15 protein-coding genes are annotated in these 15,262 nt (G+C 73.8%); 9 read left to right on the top strand and 6 right to left on the bottom strand.

The window, feature by feature from the left end:
• On the bottom strand, positions 1 to 301 hold a 301-nt coding region (locus AC3ET4_RS28450), incomplete at its 3' end, for a transposase domain-containing protein (RefSeq protein WP_488175968.1).
• Between the two features lie 612 nt (positions 302 to 913).
• On the opposite strand from AC3ET4_RS28450, the gene AC3ET4_RS28445 reads away from it, so the two are divergent.
• From AC3ET4_RS28445 to AC3ET4_RS28435, 3 genes are all read left to right on the top strand, one after another.
• Complete coding sequence (locus AC3ET4_RS28445; protein WP_431954423.1) at positions 914 to 1,384, top strand: hemerythrin domain-containing protein; 471 nt, start codon at positions 914 to 916, stop codon at positions 1,382 to 1,384.
• Between the two features lie 158 nt (positions 1,385 to 1,542).
• Positions 1,543 to 2,133, top strand: a complete 591-nt coding sequence (locus tag AC3ET4_RS28440; protein ID WP_431954421.1) for a flavodoxin family protein — start codon at positions 1,543 to 1,545, stop codon at positions 2,131 to 2,133.
• Between the two features lie 143 nt (positions 2,134 to 2,276).
• Positions 2,277 to 2,750 (top strand): carboxymuconolactone decarboxylase family protein, encoded by a 474-nt coding sequence (locus AC3ET4_RS28435; protein ID WP_431954419.1) that lies wholly within the window; start codon positions 2,277 to 2,279, stop codon positions 2,748 to 2,750.
• A 195-nt stretch (positions 2,751 to 2,945) separates the two neighbouring features.
• Here AC3ET4_RS28435 and AC3ET4_RS28430 read toward each other — a convergent pair whose 3' ends face one another.
• The 3 genes from AC3ET4_RS28430 to AC3ET4_RS28420 all read right to left on the bottom strand — a co-directional run bounded on the left by AC3ET4_RS28430 (position 2,946) and on the right by AC3ET4_RS28420 (position 6,983).
• Complete coding sequence (locus AC3ET4_RS28430) at positions 2,946 to 4,208, bottom strand: vWA domain-containing protein (RefSeq protein ID WP_431954417.1); 1,263 nt, start codon at positions 4,206 to 4,208, stop codon at positions 2,946 to 2,948.
• Positions 4,205 to 5,461, bottom strand: coding sequence for an AAA family ATPase (locus AC3ET4_RS28425; RefSeq protein ID WP_431954415.1), 1,257 nt, complete (start codon positions 5,459 to 5,461; stop codon positions 4,205 to 4,207). Before AC3ET4_RS28425 ends, AC3ET4_RS28430 begins: the two co-directional genes overlap by 4 nt.
• Positions 5,462 to 5,555: 94 nt before the next feature.
• Positions 5,556 to 6,983, bottom strand: coding sequence for a hypothetical protein (locus AC3ET4_RS28420; protein ID WP_431954413.1), 1,428 nt, complete (start codon positions 6,981 to 6,983; stop codon positions 5,556 to 5,558).
• A 54-nt stretch (positions 6,984 to 7,037) separates the two neighbouring features.
• Between AC3ET4_RS28420 and AC3ET4_RS28415 the strand changes: the two genes are divergently transcribed.
• Positions 7,038 to 7,946 (top strand): NADPH-dependent F420 reductase, encoded by a 909-nt coding sequence (locus AC3ET4_RS28415; protein WP_431954425.1) that lies wholly within the window; start codon positions 7,038 to 7,040, stop codon positions 7,944 to 7,946.
• A 509-nt stretch (positions 7,947 to 8,455) separates the two neighbouring features.
• A complete protein-coding gene (locus AC3ET4_RS28410; protein ID WP_431954411.1) occupies positions 8,456 to 10,762 on the top strand; it encodes an esterase-like activity of phytase family protein in 2,307 nt (768 codons plus the stop codon).
• Positions 10,763 to 10,859: 97 nt separating this feature from the next.
• Here the strand turns inward: AC3ET4_RS28410 and AC3ET4_RS28405 are convergent, their stop codons facing one another.
• Positions 10,860 to 11,618, bottom strand: a complete 759-nt coding sequence (locus AC3ET4_RS28405; protein ID WP_431954409.1) for a class I SAM-dependent methyltransferase — start codon at positions 11,616 to 11,618, stop codon at positions 10,860 to 10,862.
• A 249-nt stretch (positions 11,619 to 11,867) separates the two neighbouring features.
• Between AC3ET4_RS28405 and AC3ET4_RS28400 the strand changes: the two genes are divergently transcribed.
• Entirely contained in the window at positions 11,868 to 12,212 is a 345-nt protein-coding gene (locus AC3ET4_RS28400; protein ID WP_431954407.1) for a hypothetical protein, read from the top strand.
• Positions 12,213 to 12,292: 80 nt separating this feature from the next.
• Here the strand turns inward: AC3ET4_RS28400 and AC3ET4_RS28395 are convergent, their stop codons facing one another.
• A complete protein-coding gene (locus AC3ET4_RS28395; RefSeq protein WP_431954405.1) occupies positions 12,293 to 12,772 on the bottom strand; it encodes a MarR family winged helix-turn-helix transcriptional regulator in 480 nt (159 codons plus the stop codon).
• 307 nt (positions 12,773 to 13,079) lie between these two features.
• On the opposite strand from AC3ET4_RS28395, the gene AC3ET4_RS28390 reads away from it, so the two are divergent.
• The 3 genes from AC3ET4_RS28390 to AC3ET4_RS28380 all read left to right on the top strand — a co-directional run bounded on the left by AC3ET4_RS28390 (position 13,080) and on the right by AC3ET4_RS28380 (position 15,216).
• Positions 13,080 to 13,439: a hypothetical protein gene (locus AC3ET4_RS28390; RefSeq protein WP_431954403.1), complete on the top strand. Its 360-nt coding sequence runs from the start codon at positions 13,080 to 13,082 to the stop codon at positions 13,437 to 13,439.
• A 199-nt stretch (positions 13,440 to 13,638) separates the two neighbouring features.
• Positions 13,639 to 13,854, top strand: coding sequence for a hypothetical protein (locus AC3ET4_RS28385; protein WP_431954401.1), 216 nt, complete (start codon positions 13,639 to 13,641; stop codon positions 13,852 to 13,854).
• A gap of 708 nt (positions 13,855 to 14,562) precedes the next feature.
• Positions 14,563 to 15,216: an FMN-dependent NADH-azoreductase gene (locus tag AC3ET4_RS28380; protein WP_431954399.1), complete on the top strand. Its 654-nt coding sequence runs from the start codon at positions 14,563 to 14,565 to the stop codon at positions 15,214 to 15,216.
• Positions 15,217 to 15,262 lie beyond the last annotated feature (46 nt).

Here is a 15,262-nt window from a genome sequence, read left to right as displayed (position 1 = left end):
TCTCCACCGGGGTCATCAGCTCCAGCACCGCGTAGCCGCCGCGGCTTTGCGGTCCGAAGCGGTCCACGTTCCGTTCGCTGTCGGGGCGCTTGATCGAGCTGCAGCCGTGGAAGAAGACCGTCCGGAACGGCCCGAACCGCACGCCGGGAGTGGTCGGCCGCGCCAGCGGGCCGGCGAGGACCTCGAACAAGCGATGGACAGGCGCCGAACCAACCCTGCGACGCAGGTCGCGCAGAGCCTTCGTGGACGGCCACGCAATTTCCAGCCCGGCGCCCGCCAGTGCGCGGTCAGCTTCTGCCATACCAGCCGGTATCCGACCTCCGGAAACAGACACATCGCGGGCAGAGTAGACCCCGACCCGCGTGGGCAGGTCGCGTACCGGCGCTGCACGCACCGGGTCGCTCCGGCAGGGGTGGCGGGACCGCGGCGGCGGTGGATGCGTTTTAGGTGAGCGCGGTAGGCCGCGACACCCTCAACCGTGCCGCGCTTGCCCACGTCGACGAGCTCGCCACTTTGGAGGCGATGCCCGAGACTGTCATCGCCCGGGTCCGCAGCGGGCTGAGCGCCCGCCTCGTTCAGGACACCGACAGTCGACGCGCATGGCCGCAGTATCGCGGCGCCCCCCTCCACCCGAGCCGTCCGGCGGCCTCCCGCGTGTCGGGCGCGCCCGTACCCCTGTCGCCCCGACCGGGCGGGGGAAGCCCGTGGGGGCGGCACGGCTCTCGCAGCCCGCCAAGGCACTCACCAGGCGTCGCGCCGGTCGTTTCCGGCACGCGGGACGGAGCAGTACCGGCGGGGCGCCGGGCACTGTATCGTTCGGCCAACGTCGCGTGCCGGTGGCAGACCGTGTCAGGCATGGAGGCGCCGGATCGAAGGAGGCCGACGATGCACGCGTCGTACCCTTCGCTCTCGCGTGACTGAGCGCGAGACGACCAGGCTCGTCGCCTGGAGCCAGGAACTCCGTCGGGTGCACCACCGACTGCGCGAAGCGCTGTCCGTGACGCGCGCGGCCCTTGCCGACGGCACGCCCGGTGAGGCCGCCACGCGGGAACTGCTGCTGTACTGCCACGGCTTCTGCGCGGCTCTCGACGCCCACCACCAGGGGGAGGACCGCACCCTGTTCCCTGCGCTGGCGGCTTCGCACCCTCGCTTGCGCCCGGTGCTGCGCTCGCTCCAGCAGGATCACTCGATGATCGGGCACCTGCTCGGCGGGCTCCAGGCCGCGGTCGCCGGTGCCGCACCCCCCGAGGAGCTTGCCCGCCACCTCGAGGGCATCGCCGCGATCATGGAGAACCACTTCCGCTACGAGGAGCGGCAACTGCTCACGGTGCTGGAGACCCTCGAACTGGCAGCCGGACCCGGTGAGGTGCTGGGCCCGCTGTGATGGCCGTCGCCGGGGCGGTCCCCTGTCCGTTCGGGACCGCCGGGCGACGTGCTCCTGGTCACAGACGGGCCGGCGGGTGTCATAGCGGCGGGTGCCGCCCGGTCGAGGTCGTGAGGGCCCTTCGTAGGCCCGTATGACCACCGCAGGAGGGACACTCCATGACCACACCCGTCGTCGCGATCGCCTACCACTCCGGCTACGGCCACACGACCGTTCTCGCCGAGGCCGTGCGGGACGGCGCCGTGGAAGCCGGCGCCGTCGTCCACCTGGTGAAGGTCGACGAGATCACCGAGGAGCAGTGGGGACTGCTCGACGCCGCCGACGCGATCGTCTTCGGCTCGCCGACCTACATGGGCACGGCGTCAGGTGCCTTCCACCAGTTCGCGGAGACCACCTCCAAGCGCTGGTCCGTCCACTCCTGGAAGAACAAGCTGGCCGCCGGGTTCAGCAACTCCGGCGCCAAGAGCGGCGACAAGCTCCACACGCTGCAGTACTTCGCCATCCTCGCCGCACAGCACGGCATGACCTGGGTCAGCCTCGGCCTGCACCCGGGCTGGAACAGCACCGCCTCATCCGAGGACGACCTCAACCGCCTCGGCATTTACCTCGGCGCGGGCGCCCAGACGCACACCGACGTCGGCGCGGACGAGGTCCACAAGGCGGACATCGCGACCGCTGAGCACCTCGGCCGGCGGGTCGCCGAGCAGGCACGCGTCTACGCCGCGGGACGCGCGGTCGTAGGCGGCTGACCGCCGGTTCCCCGACGCCTGACCCAGCCCCGCCCCGTCGCCTTCGCCGGCTGTCACAGCTCGCCGGGCAGCCCGGTCACTTCTTGCGAACCGCACGCACAGACAGCACCCGCAGACAGCACTCACAGACAGAGGAGCTCACCATGGAAGCGCGCGTGAACTACTTCGGCCACGCCCTCGCCGGCAAGGTCATGAGGCACCTGAACTCGGCGAGCAAGGTACTGGCGGAGTCCACGCTGCCGGTCCTGACCCAGGAGCTGGTCAAGATCCGCGCCAGCCAGATCAACGGCTGCGGTTTCTGCACCGACATGCACACCAAGGAGGCCGCCGCGGCCGGTGAGACCTCGGTGCGTCTGAACCTGATCGCCGCCTGGCGCGAGGCCACCGTCTTCGACGAGGCCGAGCGTGCGGCCCTGGAGCTGGCGGAGGAGGCCACCCGGATCGCCGACGCCTCCGGTGGCGTCCCGGACGCGGTCTGGGAGAACGCCGCCAAGCACTACGACGAGGACCAGCTGGTCGCGCTGATCTCGCTCATCGCCGTGATCAACGCGTACAACCGGATCAATGTGATCAACCAGCAGCCGGCCGGCGGCTACCAGCTCGGCATGTTCGGCTGATCCACGGTCGCCGCCTCCGGCCCGGCCGTTCCGTCCGCCTCCGTCCCCGTGCCCGGCCACGGGGACGGGGACGGCGTGGCGCACCGCGGCCGTCCCCACCGGCGCCGTTCCGCTCACGGCGCCCACCGGCGCCGTTCCGTCTGCCCCCGCACGTCAGCGGGCGGCGTCCGCGGCATACTCTCCCCGAGCCCGGTGTCACCCCGCCGCCGCGCCGGACGATCCGATGACGACCACCCGTGCCCACGCGGGCGGCGTGTCCGGCACATGGTCGGGGCCGTCCTCGCGCCATGAGCCGCCCCGGCCCTCGCGCGGAAAGAGGCCCACGACGGTGCGGCAGGCCGGACGCGACCGCGGCCAGGGCGTCTGGCCGTCGGTCAGCACCACCACGACGTCCGGCCTGGGCCAAAGGCGCAGGGCGCGCGCGAAACCGCTGCGCAGGTCGGTGCCGCCGCCGCCCACCAGCGGGATGCCCTCGGCGCCGCACAGGGGGTGGGCGATCCGTGCCGCGGCGTCGCAGGACACGACGGTGACCATGTCACGGCGACCGCCCACGGCGCGGGCGATGGCAGCGACTTCGAGGAGCGCGCTGCCCAGCTCGGTGTCACTGACCGAAGCCGACGTGTCGATGACGACGCAGACGCGGGGAGGTCTGCGCCGCAGGCTCGGCAGGACGGCGCCGGGCACCCCGGCCGACCGGCGCGAGGGCCGGCCGTAGCTGTAGTCCTCGCCCGCGCCGGAAGCGGAGGCCGCCGAGCGGACCGCCGCCCCCAGCAGTTCCCGCCACGGCTGCGGCGGGTGGAACGCCTCGTCGGCCCACCTCCGCCAGCTCTTCGGCGCGTGCCCCGGACGGCCGTTGATGCCCTGCGCCACACGGAAGCGGATAGCGTCGCGTTCCTGCTCGCTCAGGCCGTGGCCGCCCTCCGGGCCGAGATCCCACTCCCGCGCCAGGCCGTCCGCGCCGCTGCCGCAGTCCAGCCAGACGAAGTCACGGGTGAGCGGTCCGATGCCGAACCGTCCGGCATACTCCTCCATGAGCAGGCCTCCGGGCAGCCCCAGGGAACTCGGGAGGACCGCTCCGGCGGGAGTCTCCAGCCCCTCGCCGAATGCGTCGTCGTTGATCTCGCAGTCCGCGGCGATGTTCATCCGCAGCCGTTCCGCCGGACCCTCCGTCCCCCGCTCCTGTGCGAGGCGGTCCCCGCGACCGTGGTGGTCGCGGAGCAGATGGGACACCTCGTGCACCCACACCCCCGCCAGTTCCCCGAGCGGCGTGCGGTCCACGAACCCGGGCGAGACGTAGCACCGCCAGTACGCGTCGACGGCCATCGTCGGCACGTGCCGTGACTCCACGACGTGCAGCGCGAACAGTGCCGTCGCCAGATACGGACGGACCCGGGCGGCGTGCAGCCGGGCGGCGAAGAGCTTCTCACGGTCCAGCGCCGACGGCGCCCGCTCGCTCACCGGCCGGCCTTCGCCGCGACGGTCCCGGATCGGCCCGCCGCGCGGTCGGCACGCCGGGACAGCGTGACGACTCCGGCCAGGCGATCGATGACGGCGGGGACGTCCCAGTCCTCGCGGCGCAGCGAGGCGAGCGTGGTCGCGGGAACGACGACCAGGTCGGGGGCCCCGCTCTCCAGGGCCCGGACGAGCAGGGCCCACGCCGCGTCCCAGCGGGACTTGTCCGGGCGGTTGCGGACGGCGGCGACCACACCGTCCAGTACGGCCTGCCGCAGGTCCCCGCGCTCGGGAAGCACGGCGCCTGCCGGGTCGGCGAGCAGTTCCTCGGGGTCGGGAAGGTCCATCCGGTCCATGCTCGCCAGCAGTTCCAGGCCCGGCCCGTCCCCCACGGTGCCCCGGACGAGCAGCGAGAGCGCCTCCCGGGAGGCACCGGCCGCGGTGGCGAAGGCGATCAGAGACAGCGTCATCTCCCAGCTGCGCGGGGACGGCCAGGCGCCGCCGCGGCGGGTCTCGTCGGTGGGGATGCGGTGGACGAGCCCCGGGCGGGCGGCGAGCAGCCCGCACACCGCGCGCCGGGCGAAGTCCACGGCCCCGGGCAGCTTGCCGGGGTCGAGTCGCGGCAGCGTCGCCCGCGGCCAGGTCCCGCCCAGTCCGCGGACCACCACGTCGTGGTCGTGGGTCCACTGGAGGTGGACGAACCGGTTCGCCAGCGGCGCGCTCAGTTCCCAGCCGTCGGCCGCCGAGGAGCGGGGGTTCGCGGCGGCCACGATGCGGACCCCGGGCGGCAGCCGAAGGGCGCCGATTCGCCGTTCCAGCACCAGCCGGAGCAGCGCCGCCTGAACAGCGGGCGGGGCGGTGGACAGTTCGTCGAGGAAGAGCAGCCCCCGGCCGGCCCGCACCAGCCGGACCGCCCAGTCCGGCGGAGCCATGGGGACGCCCTGCTCGGCGGGGTCGTCCCCGACGACCGGCAGTCCCGAGAAGTCGGACGGCTCGTGGACGCTGGCGATCACCGTGGTCAGTGGGAGGTCCAGCGCGGTGGCGAGCTGGGTGAGGGCCGCGGTCTTGCCGATCCCCGGCTCTCCCCACAGCAGCACCGGCAGATCGGCCGCGACAGCGAGGGTGAGGGCCTCCAGCCTGGTGTCCGGGCGCGGCTCGGTGGCGCTTCGCCGCAGCAGGGTCAACAGAGCTTGGGCGACCTCGAGTTGAGGGACGTCCTTCCGGTCGGAGGGCAGGGTGGACGGAGCGTGCGTGGACATGGGTGATCACCTCGGGGGTTCGTGAAGCGGAGGATGTGCGGGGGCGGGCGGGTGCGGGGACGCGCGGGTGCGGGGACGCGGCGCGACAGCCGGGTCAGCGGGCGGTGCGCTGCCGCGGGTGCGGCCTGCCGGGGCGGGAACGGGCGCGGAGCCCCGGGACGGGGTCGCGCGGCGGCACCCGTCCGGGAGCGGGTCCGGCGAGACCCGCCCTGAACAGGCCGTAGGCCACGCGCCGTCGGGCGGCCGCCTCCAGTTCGTCCCGCAGTGGCCCGTCGCGCAGCACCGCGCCGGGACCGAGCAGCCCCTCGACGACGGCCAGCGCCCCGGCGACGTCGCCGTGGTCCAGCCGTGCCCGTACATCGGCGAGCGATTCCGGACGGCGGTGCGCACGGTCGACGGCCCGCAGGCAGGGCAGCGGGACACCGGTCAGCGCGAGCAGCAGTTCCTCGCGGCGCATCTCGTCAGGGTCGTGGTCCAGCGCGGTCAGCACACCGTCGACCAGGCCGATCCGGTGCAGTGCGCCCCGGCACTCCACTGGGCGCGGCCGCCCCTCGAGCCCCTCCCTCCCCTCGGGCCGGGAGGGGTGCGACGGTCGGTACCCGGGCGCGAGCGCGGCGGCGACCAGCGGGTGGAGCCGGTCGGCCCCGATCAGTCCGGCATCGAGCAGCTCGACGTCCGGCGGAACCCAGGTGGCGGCGTCCGGCAGTACGGGCAGCCGCCGCCCGCCCCCGCCGTCCGCGGGCGCATCCGTGATCCGCGCCCCGGACGCTCCCTCGCCGTCGGCCGCCACCCGCACGAGCAGCCGGTGGCGGGAGCTCAGGCGCACGGTGACGGCGCCGGTGGTCCGGCCTTCGGCCCGCAGCACCCTTCGCGCCTCGTCCTCCCACCGGTCGACCGCGCAGCGCTGGAGCGGCGGCATGGGCACGTACGGCCACGGGTCGTGGAGGGCCGGGGGTTCGGCGGGCCGGCGGCCGGCTCCGGCGCGGAACGGCAGGTCACCGGTCCTGCGGACGTCCCACAGATGGCGGTGCAGGTCGAGGCGGAACCTGCGGTGCGGGCGAGCGTGCGGATGGTGGAGGGCGCCCGCCGCGGGGCGCTCCGGGTCCCACAGCGCGAGGCTGAACCGCTGCCCGCCGTCCGCCCACGCGGGCGGTGTCCGGACGACGAGGTGCGCGTCGTCGGCGCCCTCAGAGCCCGGGGTTCCGTACCGGGCCAGGGAGATGGTCAAGCCCGGGCGCAGCAGACCGTCGGGGGCGATCCTCGGCATGTGCCACCGCAGCAGGTCGGGAGCGAGATGGCGCAGGTCGGCCCGGATACGGGCGGCGAGTTCCCGGCCGCGGGTACGGGCGAGGGAGCGCAGGTCGAGGTCGACGTCGATGCCGGCGGCGGCGCACGCCCCGGCCCAGTCACCGGTTCTGCGGCGGGCGGTCGCGGTCTCGACCATGGACGGCGGCACGGCGTACTCGCGCACGCTCAGCCAGAGGGAGAGGCGGGCGTCCTCGTTCGCGATCTGAGTGAGCATCAGCACTCACCTGGCGCGGAACGGACCCCCCATCGGAAAGGAGAGTGATTCGTCATCACGGGGAGCCTAGCCCTTCCCACGACGCCCTGTCAGGCCCTTTCCCGCGGCACGGCTGCCGACGGCACTCTCGCGGAGCCGCGGTGCGGGCGGCAGCCGAGCAGCCGGGCGGGCTCGCCCGGGGCGCGGGCCCCGGGCGGGGGACGGTCACCCGCCTTCCCCCCGTTTTGCCGTCTTTTTGCGGCCCGGCGGAATCAGACCCGCGGGGCCGGGGTTGCGCTCTACATGGCTACTCTCGGACTCATCGGCAGCGGACACATCGGCGGCACCGTGGCGAGGCTCGCGGTCGCCGCGGGCCTGGACGTGGTGCTCAGCAACTCGCGCGGACCGGAGACCCTCGGCGACCTGGTGGCCGAGCTGGGACCGCACGCCCGCGCGGCGACCCCGGCGGAGGCGGCCGCGGCAGGCGACTGGGTCGTGGTGACGATCCCGCTCAAGGCCTTCGCCCAGGTACCCGTGGCGCCGCTGGCCGGGAAGACGGTCATCGACACCGGAAACTACTATCCGCAGCGCGACGGCCGGATCGCGGCCCTCGAGGACGGGACCAGCACGGAGAGCGAGCTGCTCCAGGGCCATCTGCCGGACGCCCACGTGGTGAAGGGGTTCAACAACATCTTCTTCCGCCACCTCGCCGAGCTCGCCCGCCCGAAGGGCTCGCCCGACCGGACCGCACTGCCGATCGCCGGCGACGACGCCGCGGCCGTCGCCCACGCGGCGGAACTCCTCGACGTCCTCGGCTACGACGCGGTCGGCTACGGCACCCTCGCGGAGAGCTGGCGTTCCCAGCCGGGCACCCCCGTCTACGGTCTGCCGTACGCGGGCGGCCAGGGCGATTTCCCGAACGCCGCGTCGACGCCCGCTTCCGCCGAGGAGATCCGGAAGGCGCTCGCCGCCGCCACCCGCTGAAACGCTGGACGCGCCCGAAGCACCCGAAACACCCTGGAAGCGGGTGAAGCACCCCCACCCTCGCGGCCTCAGCCGACGGCGTCGGAGAATCTGTGAGCGACCCGCTGACCGGCGTCCTGGTCTGCTCGACCTGCGCGCCGCGAACTTCGCGCGGGTGGAGGTCGAGGAGCCAGGGCCATCGGCTTCTCAGGCAACCGGAACATCACGTTCGGCGCCGTGCTGCACGGCGGCTGCCGGATCGCGGTGGCCGGGGTCCGGGAGCCGGTGGCCCTGGAGGGGGGCGACTGCTACCTGATCGGCCGCGCCTACGAGCTGTCGGGCGGCTCCCCGGTCCCGGCCGCGCCGGGCGAGGAGGTCTTAGTTAGAGGTCGCGCGGATAGGCGGGGTGGAGGAAGGCGTTCCGGCAGCACCCTGAGAGGATCTTCGCCCGCTGTTCACCTGGGCGCCCACTGGTGCTGGTCCGATGGCGAGACGATCGCCTCTCCGACCGTCCGCGCAACGGAGAGACGATGCTCCCCAAGAGAACCCATGCCGCGCTCATGACCGCGGCTGTCGCCGCAGGCACGCTGGTGGCCGCGAGCCCGGCGCCGCCCGCTGCCCACCACCCGCAGACGGCGCCGGCGTTCCAGCGCACCGCGACCTTCCCCGTCTTCCAGAACCGCCCGGCCGGCGAGGACCCGGCCGCCGCGACCGTGGCCGAGATCTCGGCGGTCAGCGAGGACGGCCGCACCCTCGTCTACACCGACGCGCTGGCCCGCCGGATCGGCTTCCTCGACATCAGCGACCCGGGCGCCCCGCGCGGGCTGGGCACTCTGTCGCTGACCGAGCTCGGCGACGCCGAGGACGAGCCGACCTCCGTGGCCGTGGTCGGCCCGTACGTGCTGGTCGTGGTGAACACCAGCAGCGGCTACTCCACGCCCTCCGGCCGGCTCGACGTCATATCCCTGCGCGACCGCGAGCGGGTCACCAGCTTCGACCTGGGCGGCCAGCCGGACTCCATCACCGTCACCAAAGACAAGCGGTACGCCGCGATCGCCATCGAGAACGAGCGCGACGAGGAGGCGACCCCTCCCGGTGGTGAAGAGGGCGATCTGCCCCAGGCTCCGGCCGGCTTCGTCCAGATCGTCGATCTCAAGGGCGCCTCTCCGCGGCACTGGAGCACCCGGGCCGTGCCGCTGACCCGGCCCGACGGAAGCGCGCTGCCCGCGCTGACCGCCGCCGGGATCGTGGAGCCCACCGACCCGGAGCCGGAGTACGTCGCCGTCAACGGCCGCGACGAGCTCGCCGTGACGCTGCAGGAGAACAACGGCGTCGTCCTGATCGACCTGCCGACGGGCCGGATCACCAAGGCCTTCAGCGCCGGCACGGCCACCGTCAGCGGCATCGACACCGTCGATGACGGCGTCATCGACCAGACCGGCTCGATCACCGACGTGCGGCGCGAGCCCGACGCCGTCACCTGGATCGACGACCGCTACTTCGCAACCGCCAACGAAGGCGACTGGAAGGGCGGCACACGCGGCTGGACCGTCTTCGACAGCCGTACCGGCAAGGTCGCCTGGGACGCGGGCAACAGCTTCGAGCGCCTGGCCGTCCGCTACGGACTGCACGACGAGGACCGCGCGGGCAAGAAGGGCACCGAACCGGAGGGCGTGGTCGTCGCCACCTTCCACGGTGTGCGCTACGCCTTCGTCGGCTCCGAGCGGAGCAACTTCGTCGCCGTCTACGACGTCAGCCGCCCGACCGCCCCGGTCTTCCGCCAGATGCTGGCCACCACCAACGGCCCCGAGGGGCTGCTGCCGATCCCGTCGCGCGACCTGCTCGCGGTCTCCAGCGAGGTGGACGACGCCTCGACGGGCGTGCGGGCGTCGGTGAGCCTGTTCCGGCTGGGCCAGGGCGACCCGTCGTTCCCGAGCATCGTCTCGGCCCCGGACTCCACCGGTGCGCCGATCGGCTGGGGCGCGCTCGGCGCGCTGTCCGCCGTCCCCGGCAAGCCGCACGAGCTGTACACGGTCACCGACGCCGCGTACTCCGTCACCAAGATCATGACGATCGACACCTCGCGCAAGCCGGCGGTCATCACCCGGGCCCTCACCGTGAAGGACGCCGAGGGCAAGCCGGTCGGCTACGACGCCGAGGGCATCCACGCCCGTCCGCAGGGCGGCTTCTGGCTCGCCGTCGAGGGCGCGGCCGGCGACGGCAACGAGCTGGTCCGGCTGGACCGCGACGGAGTGACCCGGGAGATCGTCCCGCTCCCAGCGGACGTCGCCGCGGGCCTGGCGAAGCAGGGCTTCGAGGGGGTCACCGCCACCACCGATCGCCACGGCCGCGAGATCGTCTGGGCCACGCTGCAGCGGGAGGTCAAGGGCGACCCGGCCGGGGTCGTCCGGATCGGCCGCTACGACGTCCGGTCGGGCACCTGGAGCTGGTTCGGCTACCGGATCGGCACCACGGACACCCCGGGCGACTGGATCGGGCTGTCCGAGATCACGGCGGTCGGCGACAAGCTCGCCCTGATCGAGCGGGACAAGCTGAACGGCCCCGCCGCGAGGGTCAAACGCGTGTACACCGTCGACATGCCGCAGTCCGCCGCCCCGTCCGGTCCCCTCCAAGTGCTGCCCAAGAGGCTCGCGCACGACGTGCTGCCGGACCTGCGGGCGACGAACGGATGGACCCAGGAGAAGCTGGAGGGCCTCACCGTGGGCGGCGACGGGCGCGTCTACGCCGTGACCGACAACGACGCCCTGGCCGACGCCACCGGCGAGACGGTCTTCCTGGACCTCGGTTCCCGCCGTCAGGTCTTCGGGCAGCGCTGATCCGGCGCCCCACCCCGTACGGCCACCCGTCCGCCGGGAGCCGTACGGGGCGGCGGCGCGGCGCCCGCGTCGCGAGTGGCCCCTCGGTGACGCCTCGTCAGGACGGGGCCGTCGGCGCCCACGGCGGGCCGTCCGGCCGCCGCGCGAGGAAGACGAACTCCCTGCCGGGCCGGTCCGGGGCGTCCCGCACGTCGTCGAGGACGTAACCCTGCGCGGTCAACTCCGCCTCGATCTCCGCCCGCTCGTGGAACCGCAGGGTGGAGGTCGAGGTCAGCGGCTCCCCTTCCGCACCGATGAGATAGGTCCAGCGGAACGTCACCAGCGGCCCGCTGACGTCGAGCAGGTCCGCCCAGTACTCCACCGGACCGGTGCCCGGGACGTCCACGATCCGGTGCGACGCCTCGCGGTTCCAGCTCTCCCAGGCGCGCCGGGCCGGGTCCCGGGTCTCGAACACCAGCCGACCGCCGGGACGCAACGCGCCGAACGCCCGCCGCAGGGTCTCCCGCCACGCCTCCGGATCGGCGATCGCCTGGGCGACGTTGGCCGTCATCGTCACCAGGTCCACGCGCAGCGGCGGCAGCGCCGCGGCGTCACCCTGGATCCAGCGCACCCGTTCGCTCCCCGGCCGGGCTCTCGCGACGTCGAGGGCCGCCCGGGCCGGGTCGACGGCGGTGACCTCGACGCCGAGGCCGGCCAGCCGCAGCGCGAACACACCCGTCCCGCAGCCGATGTCCAGGACCCGGCGCGCGCCGAACTCCCGGACCAGGGCGGTGTACGCGTCGAGATCGTCGCGCCCGGGATCGAGAGCGTCGTAGAGCGCGGCCAGCCGCGGGTGCCGGAACTCCTCGTCTGCCATGCCGGGGACGCTACCCGCGGCGCTTTCACGCGCGCCTCTCCTTTCGCCGGCCCGCGCAGGTCCGCGCGACCGCCGACGCACCTCGCGGGCGCTTTTACCCGGATCGGCGATTCCCGTCAAGTCCCGAATTGCAGCGACGTGACGCCGGGCTCCGCCCCCGGCTTACTGGAGTCATCGGGTCAGCGCCTCCAGGGGCGGCCCACCACACACCACCCGAACCCCCATCAACGCTCGCAAAGGACAATGATCATGGCCCGCACCCTCGGTACCAAGCGCCTCGCCACCCTCGCCGCCGCGACCACCCTGGCCGCGGGAGGGGCGTTGATCCCCACCACCGCGTTCGCAGCCGACACGTCCTCCGAGTCGCACGCGGCCGCCGCGAAGGCCGGCCGAGGCGGCGGTCACGGCGGGGGCTGGGACCGCGGGGACCGGGACTGGGGGGACCGGGACCGGGGGCGCGGCGGCTGGAACCACAACGGCAACCGCCCCGACAGCAGTGGCAGCGGCAACGGCAGCATCATCATCGTGGTCGGCAACAACAACTCCACCAACGTCAACAACGGAACCATCAACAACGGCGTGATCCTGGACTGAGCACCCGCCGCGTCACTGCCGCCCTCGAACCACCAGCACCTCCGGCCACCGGAGGTGCTGTTCCCGTTCCCGGGCGGGGGTCACTGCTCGGAGCAGACCTGGTCGCCCGGCGAGGTGCGCACCCGCGCCAGGAGCCCGCGCAGGGTCGCGACATCCTGCGCCGACAGGTCGCCGAAGAGCCCGCGCTCGACCTCGTCCACCGCGGCACGGGCCTCGGCCAGGACGGCGCGTCCCCGGTCGGTGATGCCGACGATGTGCCGCCGCCGGTCGGCGGGGTCGCGCCGGCGCTCGACGAGCTGGGCGGACTCGAGGTCGTTGAGTATCGCGACCATGATGCTCGGATCCACCTCGAGCGCGGCGACAAGGCCCTGCTGCCCCATGGAGCCGCAACCGCCGAGCACCATCAGCGTGGCCCCCGCCCGCGGCGCCAGGCCGCAGGAGGCGAAGGCGTGCTGGACGCGGCTGTTGGCGATGGCGCCGTGCCGGGCCAGCAGGAAACCGAGCTGCTCCAGCGGGTCGGCGCCCGCAGCACCCTCAACCGTGTTCTCGTTCGCTGCCATGCCTTGATCGTAGCGCTGTCCCAACCATCACGGAAGACAGGTAATCCGTGACTTTCAACGATCTGACCTGCGGCAGGCAGCTTTCCCACCCTCGTTATTCCACTTCGCCCCATTCCTCGCGCGAGGCGATGGTCACACCTCACAAACGATTGACGCTCATCAATCATCTGCTAGGTTCCATTTCGACGGCGGCGCGCCGGACACCGAACCCCGGCTCCGCGCGATCGCCCCACCGACGGGAACCGGCACACCGGCCGAACCGTCCCGACGCCCCCCACCCCGGGGCACAGCACAAGGAGACACCGTCATGAACAAGTGGACCCGCGTCATCGCCACCTCCGCCGCCTCGGTGGCCCTCGCCGGCACCGCCCTGCTGGGCGCCACCGGATCCGCCTCCGCCGAACCCCGGCCCACCGGCCAGGACCGGCAGACCGCGACCGTCGGCAGCACGGCCTGGAACCAGGGGCCCGCCCGCCCCGGCACCAACGACTGGCGGTGGCACGACGAGATCACCCGCCACCACTACGACTACGGTCAGCACCGCGTGCAGTACTGGCGCGGCTACGACGGCAAGCTCTACCGCTTCGACGGCCACCGCCTGGCGCGTTGGAGCCACGGCCGCTGGGTGACCGTCTGGCGGTCCTACGGCCACGGGCCCGTCCGCTGAGCCCCGGTCCGGCTCCGGCACACCCCGCCCGGACCACGCCCCCCGGCGACCGGCGCCCCCGGACCGCCTGGGCAGGAAGCCGCGCCGGTGCCCGCCGCCCCGTCCACGTACGGCCCGGCACCGGCCGGCCCCGGCCCCACCCCGAGAACCCCACGCCCCGCCGCCCGCGGGCGCGAAGACCCGGAGAAGAACCATGCCCATGACCCTCCCGACGCCCAAACCCAACGGCCTGCTCGGCAGCGCCTTCGTGGCGATGCGCCGCCGGCAGACCCCGACCGCCGTCGCCCCGGGAACCGGACGGCATCGCGGCCGGCCCGCCACCGAACGTCTCACCTCTCTCGGCGCACCCGGCATGGGCGCCCACCGCCGTCCGCACGACACCACCACCCCGGACACCACGACCGCGCAGAACTGACGCACCGCCGAGCGGCGCCCACACGCACGTCCGCACCCACACCTGACGCACCGCCGAGCCGCGCCGATCTCCGCCCGGGCGCACCGCCGACCGGACGAGCCGACGCGCGTAGACGGTCGGCGTGCGCCCGCCTCGCGAGACCCCGCCCCGACCCTCCTCCCCGCCGGGAACCGCGCCATCGGCCCCGCCTCCGGCCGCGCCCCGCCTCGCGCTCCCGCGCCCCTCCCCGGAGCCCCGGGGGCCGGAAAACCTTCCGCACGCGCGCACGCGCCCGGCCGCCGAGCCGACCACCCCGGCCGGCGCCGCCCTCCCGCGCCCGGTCAGCAGACCCGTCGCGCGGCCCACACCCCACCGCGCTCGCCGGCACCGCCCTCGGTGCCGGCGTCGCCGTGTTCACGCACGCATGCGCCGAGCGGCCCACCACCGCCCCTCCCGGGCCTTCGCCCCTACCGCTCGCACGAGGCCACGCGGCGCGGGGCCCCACACCGCACAGCGCCTCCCGATGCCCCGCTCCCACCACCGCTCACTTACAAAAAGTTAGTGACTAATCCCTTCTTTGGCTCGCGGCGACCAGGTGTTCCACGGTGGATCCGCGGGACCCGCGCCCCTCGACCCCGGCGGCGCGGACCACCGAGCCCCCGGTGCCGTGACGCCGGGGAGCCGCCCCTCCAGAGGGCACCAACACATCTGACGCGACTGGAACTTCACATGGCTACGCTGCTGCACATCGACTCCTCCCTGCACCCGGGCTCCGACTCCCGCTCGCGCACCGTCGCGCTGACCTTCCGCGACGCGTGGCGGGAGCAGCACCCGGACGGCACCGTGCTCTACCGCGACCTCGCCGCGGACCCGCTGCCCCACCTCGACGTCCACGGCTTCTCCGCCGCCTTCGTCGACGACGCGTCCCGCACGCCCGAGCAGGAGGCGGCCCTGGCGAGCCGGCTGGCCCTGATCGAGGAACTGGAGCAGGCCGACGCCGTGCTCCTCGGGGCCCCGATGTACAACTTCACCATCCCCTCGACCCTCAAGAGCTGGATCGACCATGTGCTCATGGTCGGCCGCACGGCTGGCGACACCTCCACCGTCAAGGGCGTGCCGGTCACCGTCATCGCCAGCCGCGGCGGTTCGTACGCGCCGGGCACCCCGCGGGAGAACTCCGAGTACGTGCAGAACTACCTGCGGTCCATCCTCGGGGAGTACATGGGCCTGGATCTGGACTTCATCGTCCCCGAGCTGACCGCGGCGGCGTCCAACCCGGCCATGGCCGACCTCGTCCCGCTGGCCGAGGCCTCGTGGGCCCGGGCGCTGGAGGACGCGGCCGCCAAGGGCAAGGAGGTCGCTCGGCGCGTCGGGGCCGCCTGACGCACGGCCGTGGTCCTCCCCCCCGCGGGGACCGGCTCCCCCGTCC

Source organism: Actinacidiphila sp. bgisy167 (assembly GCF_057707665.1).
This window is presented reverse-complemented; position numbering and strand designations above follow the sequence as displayed.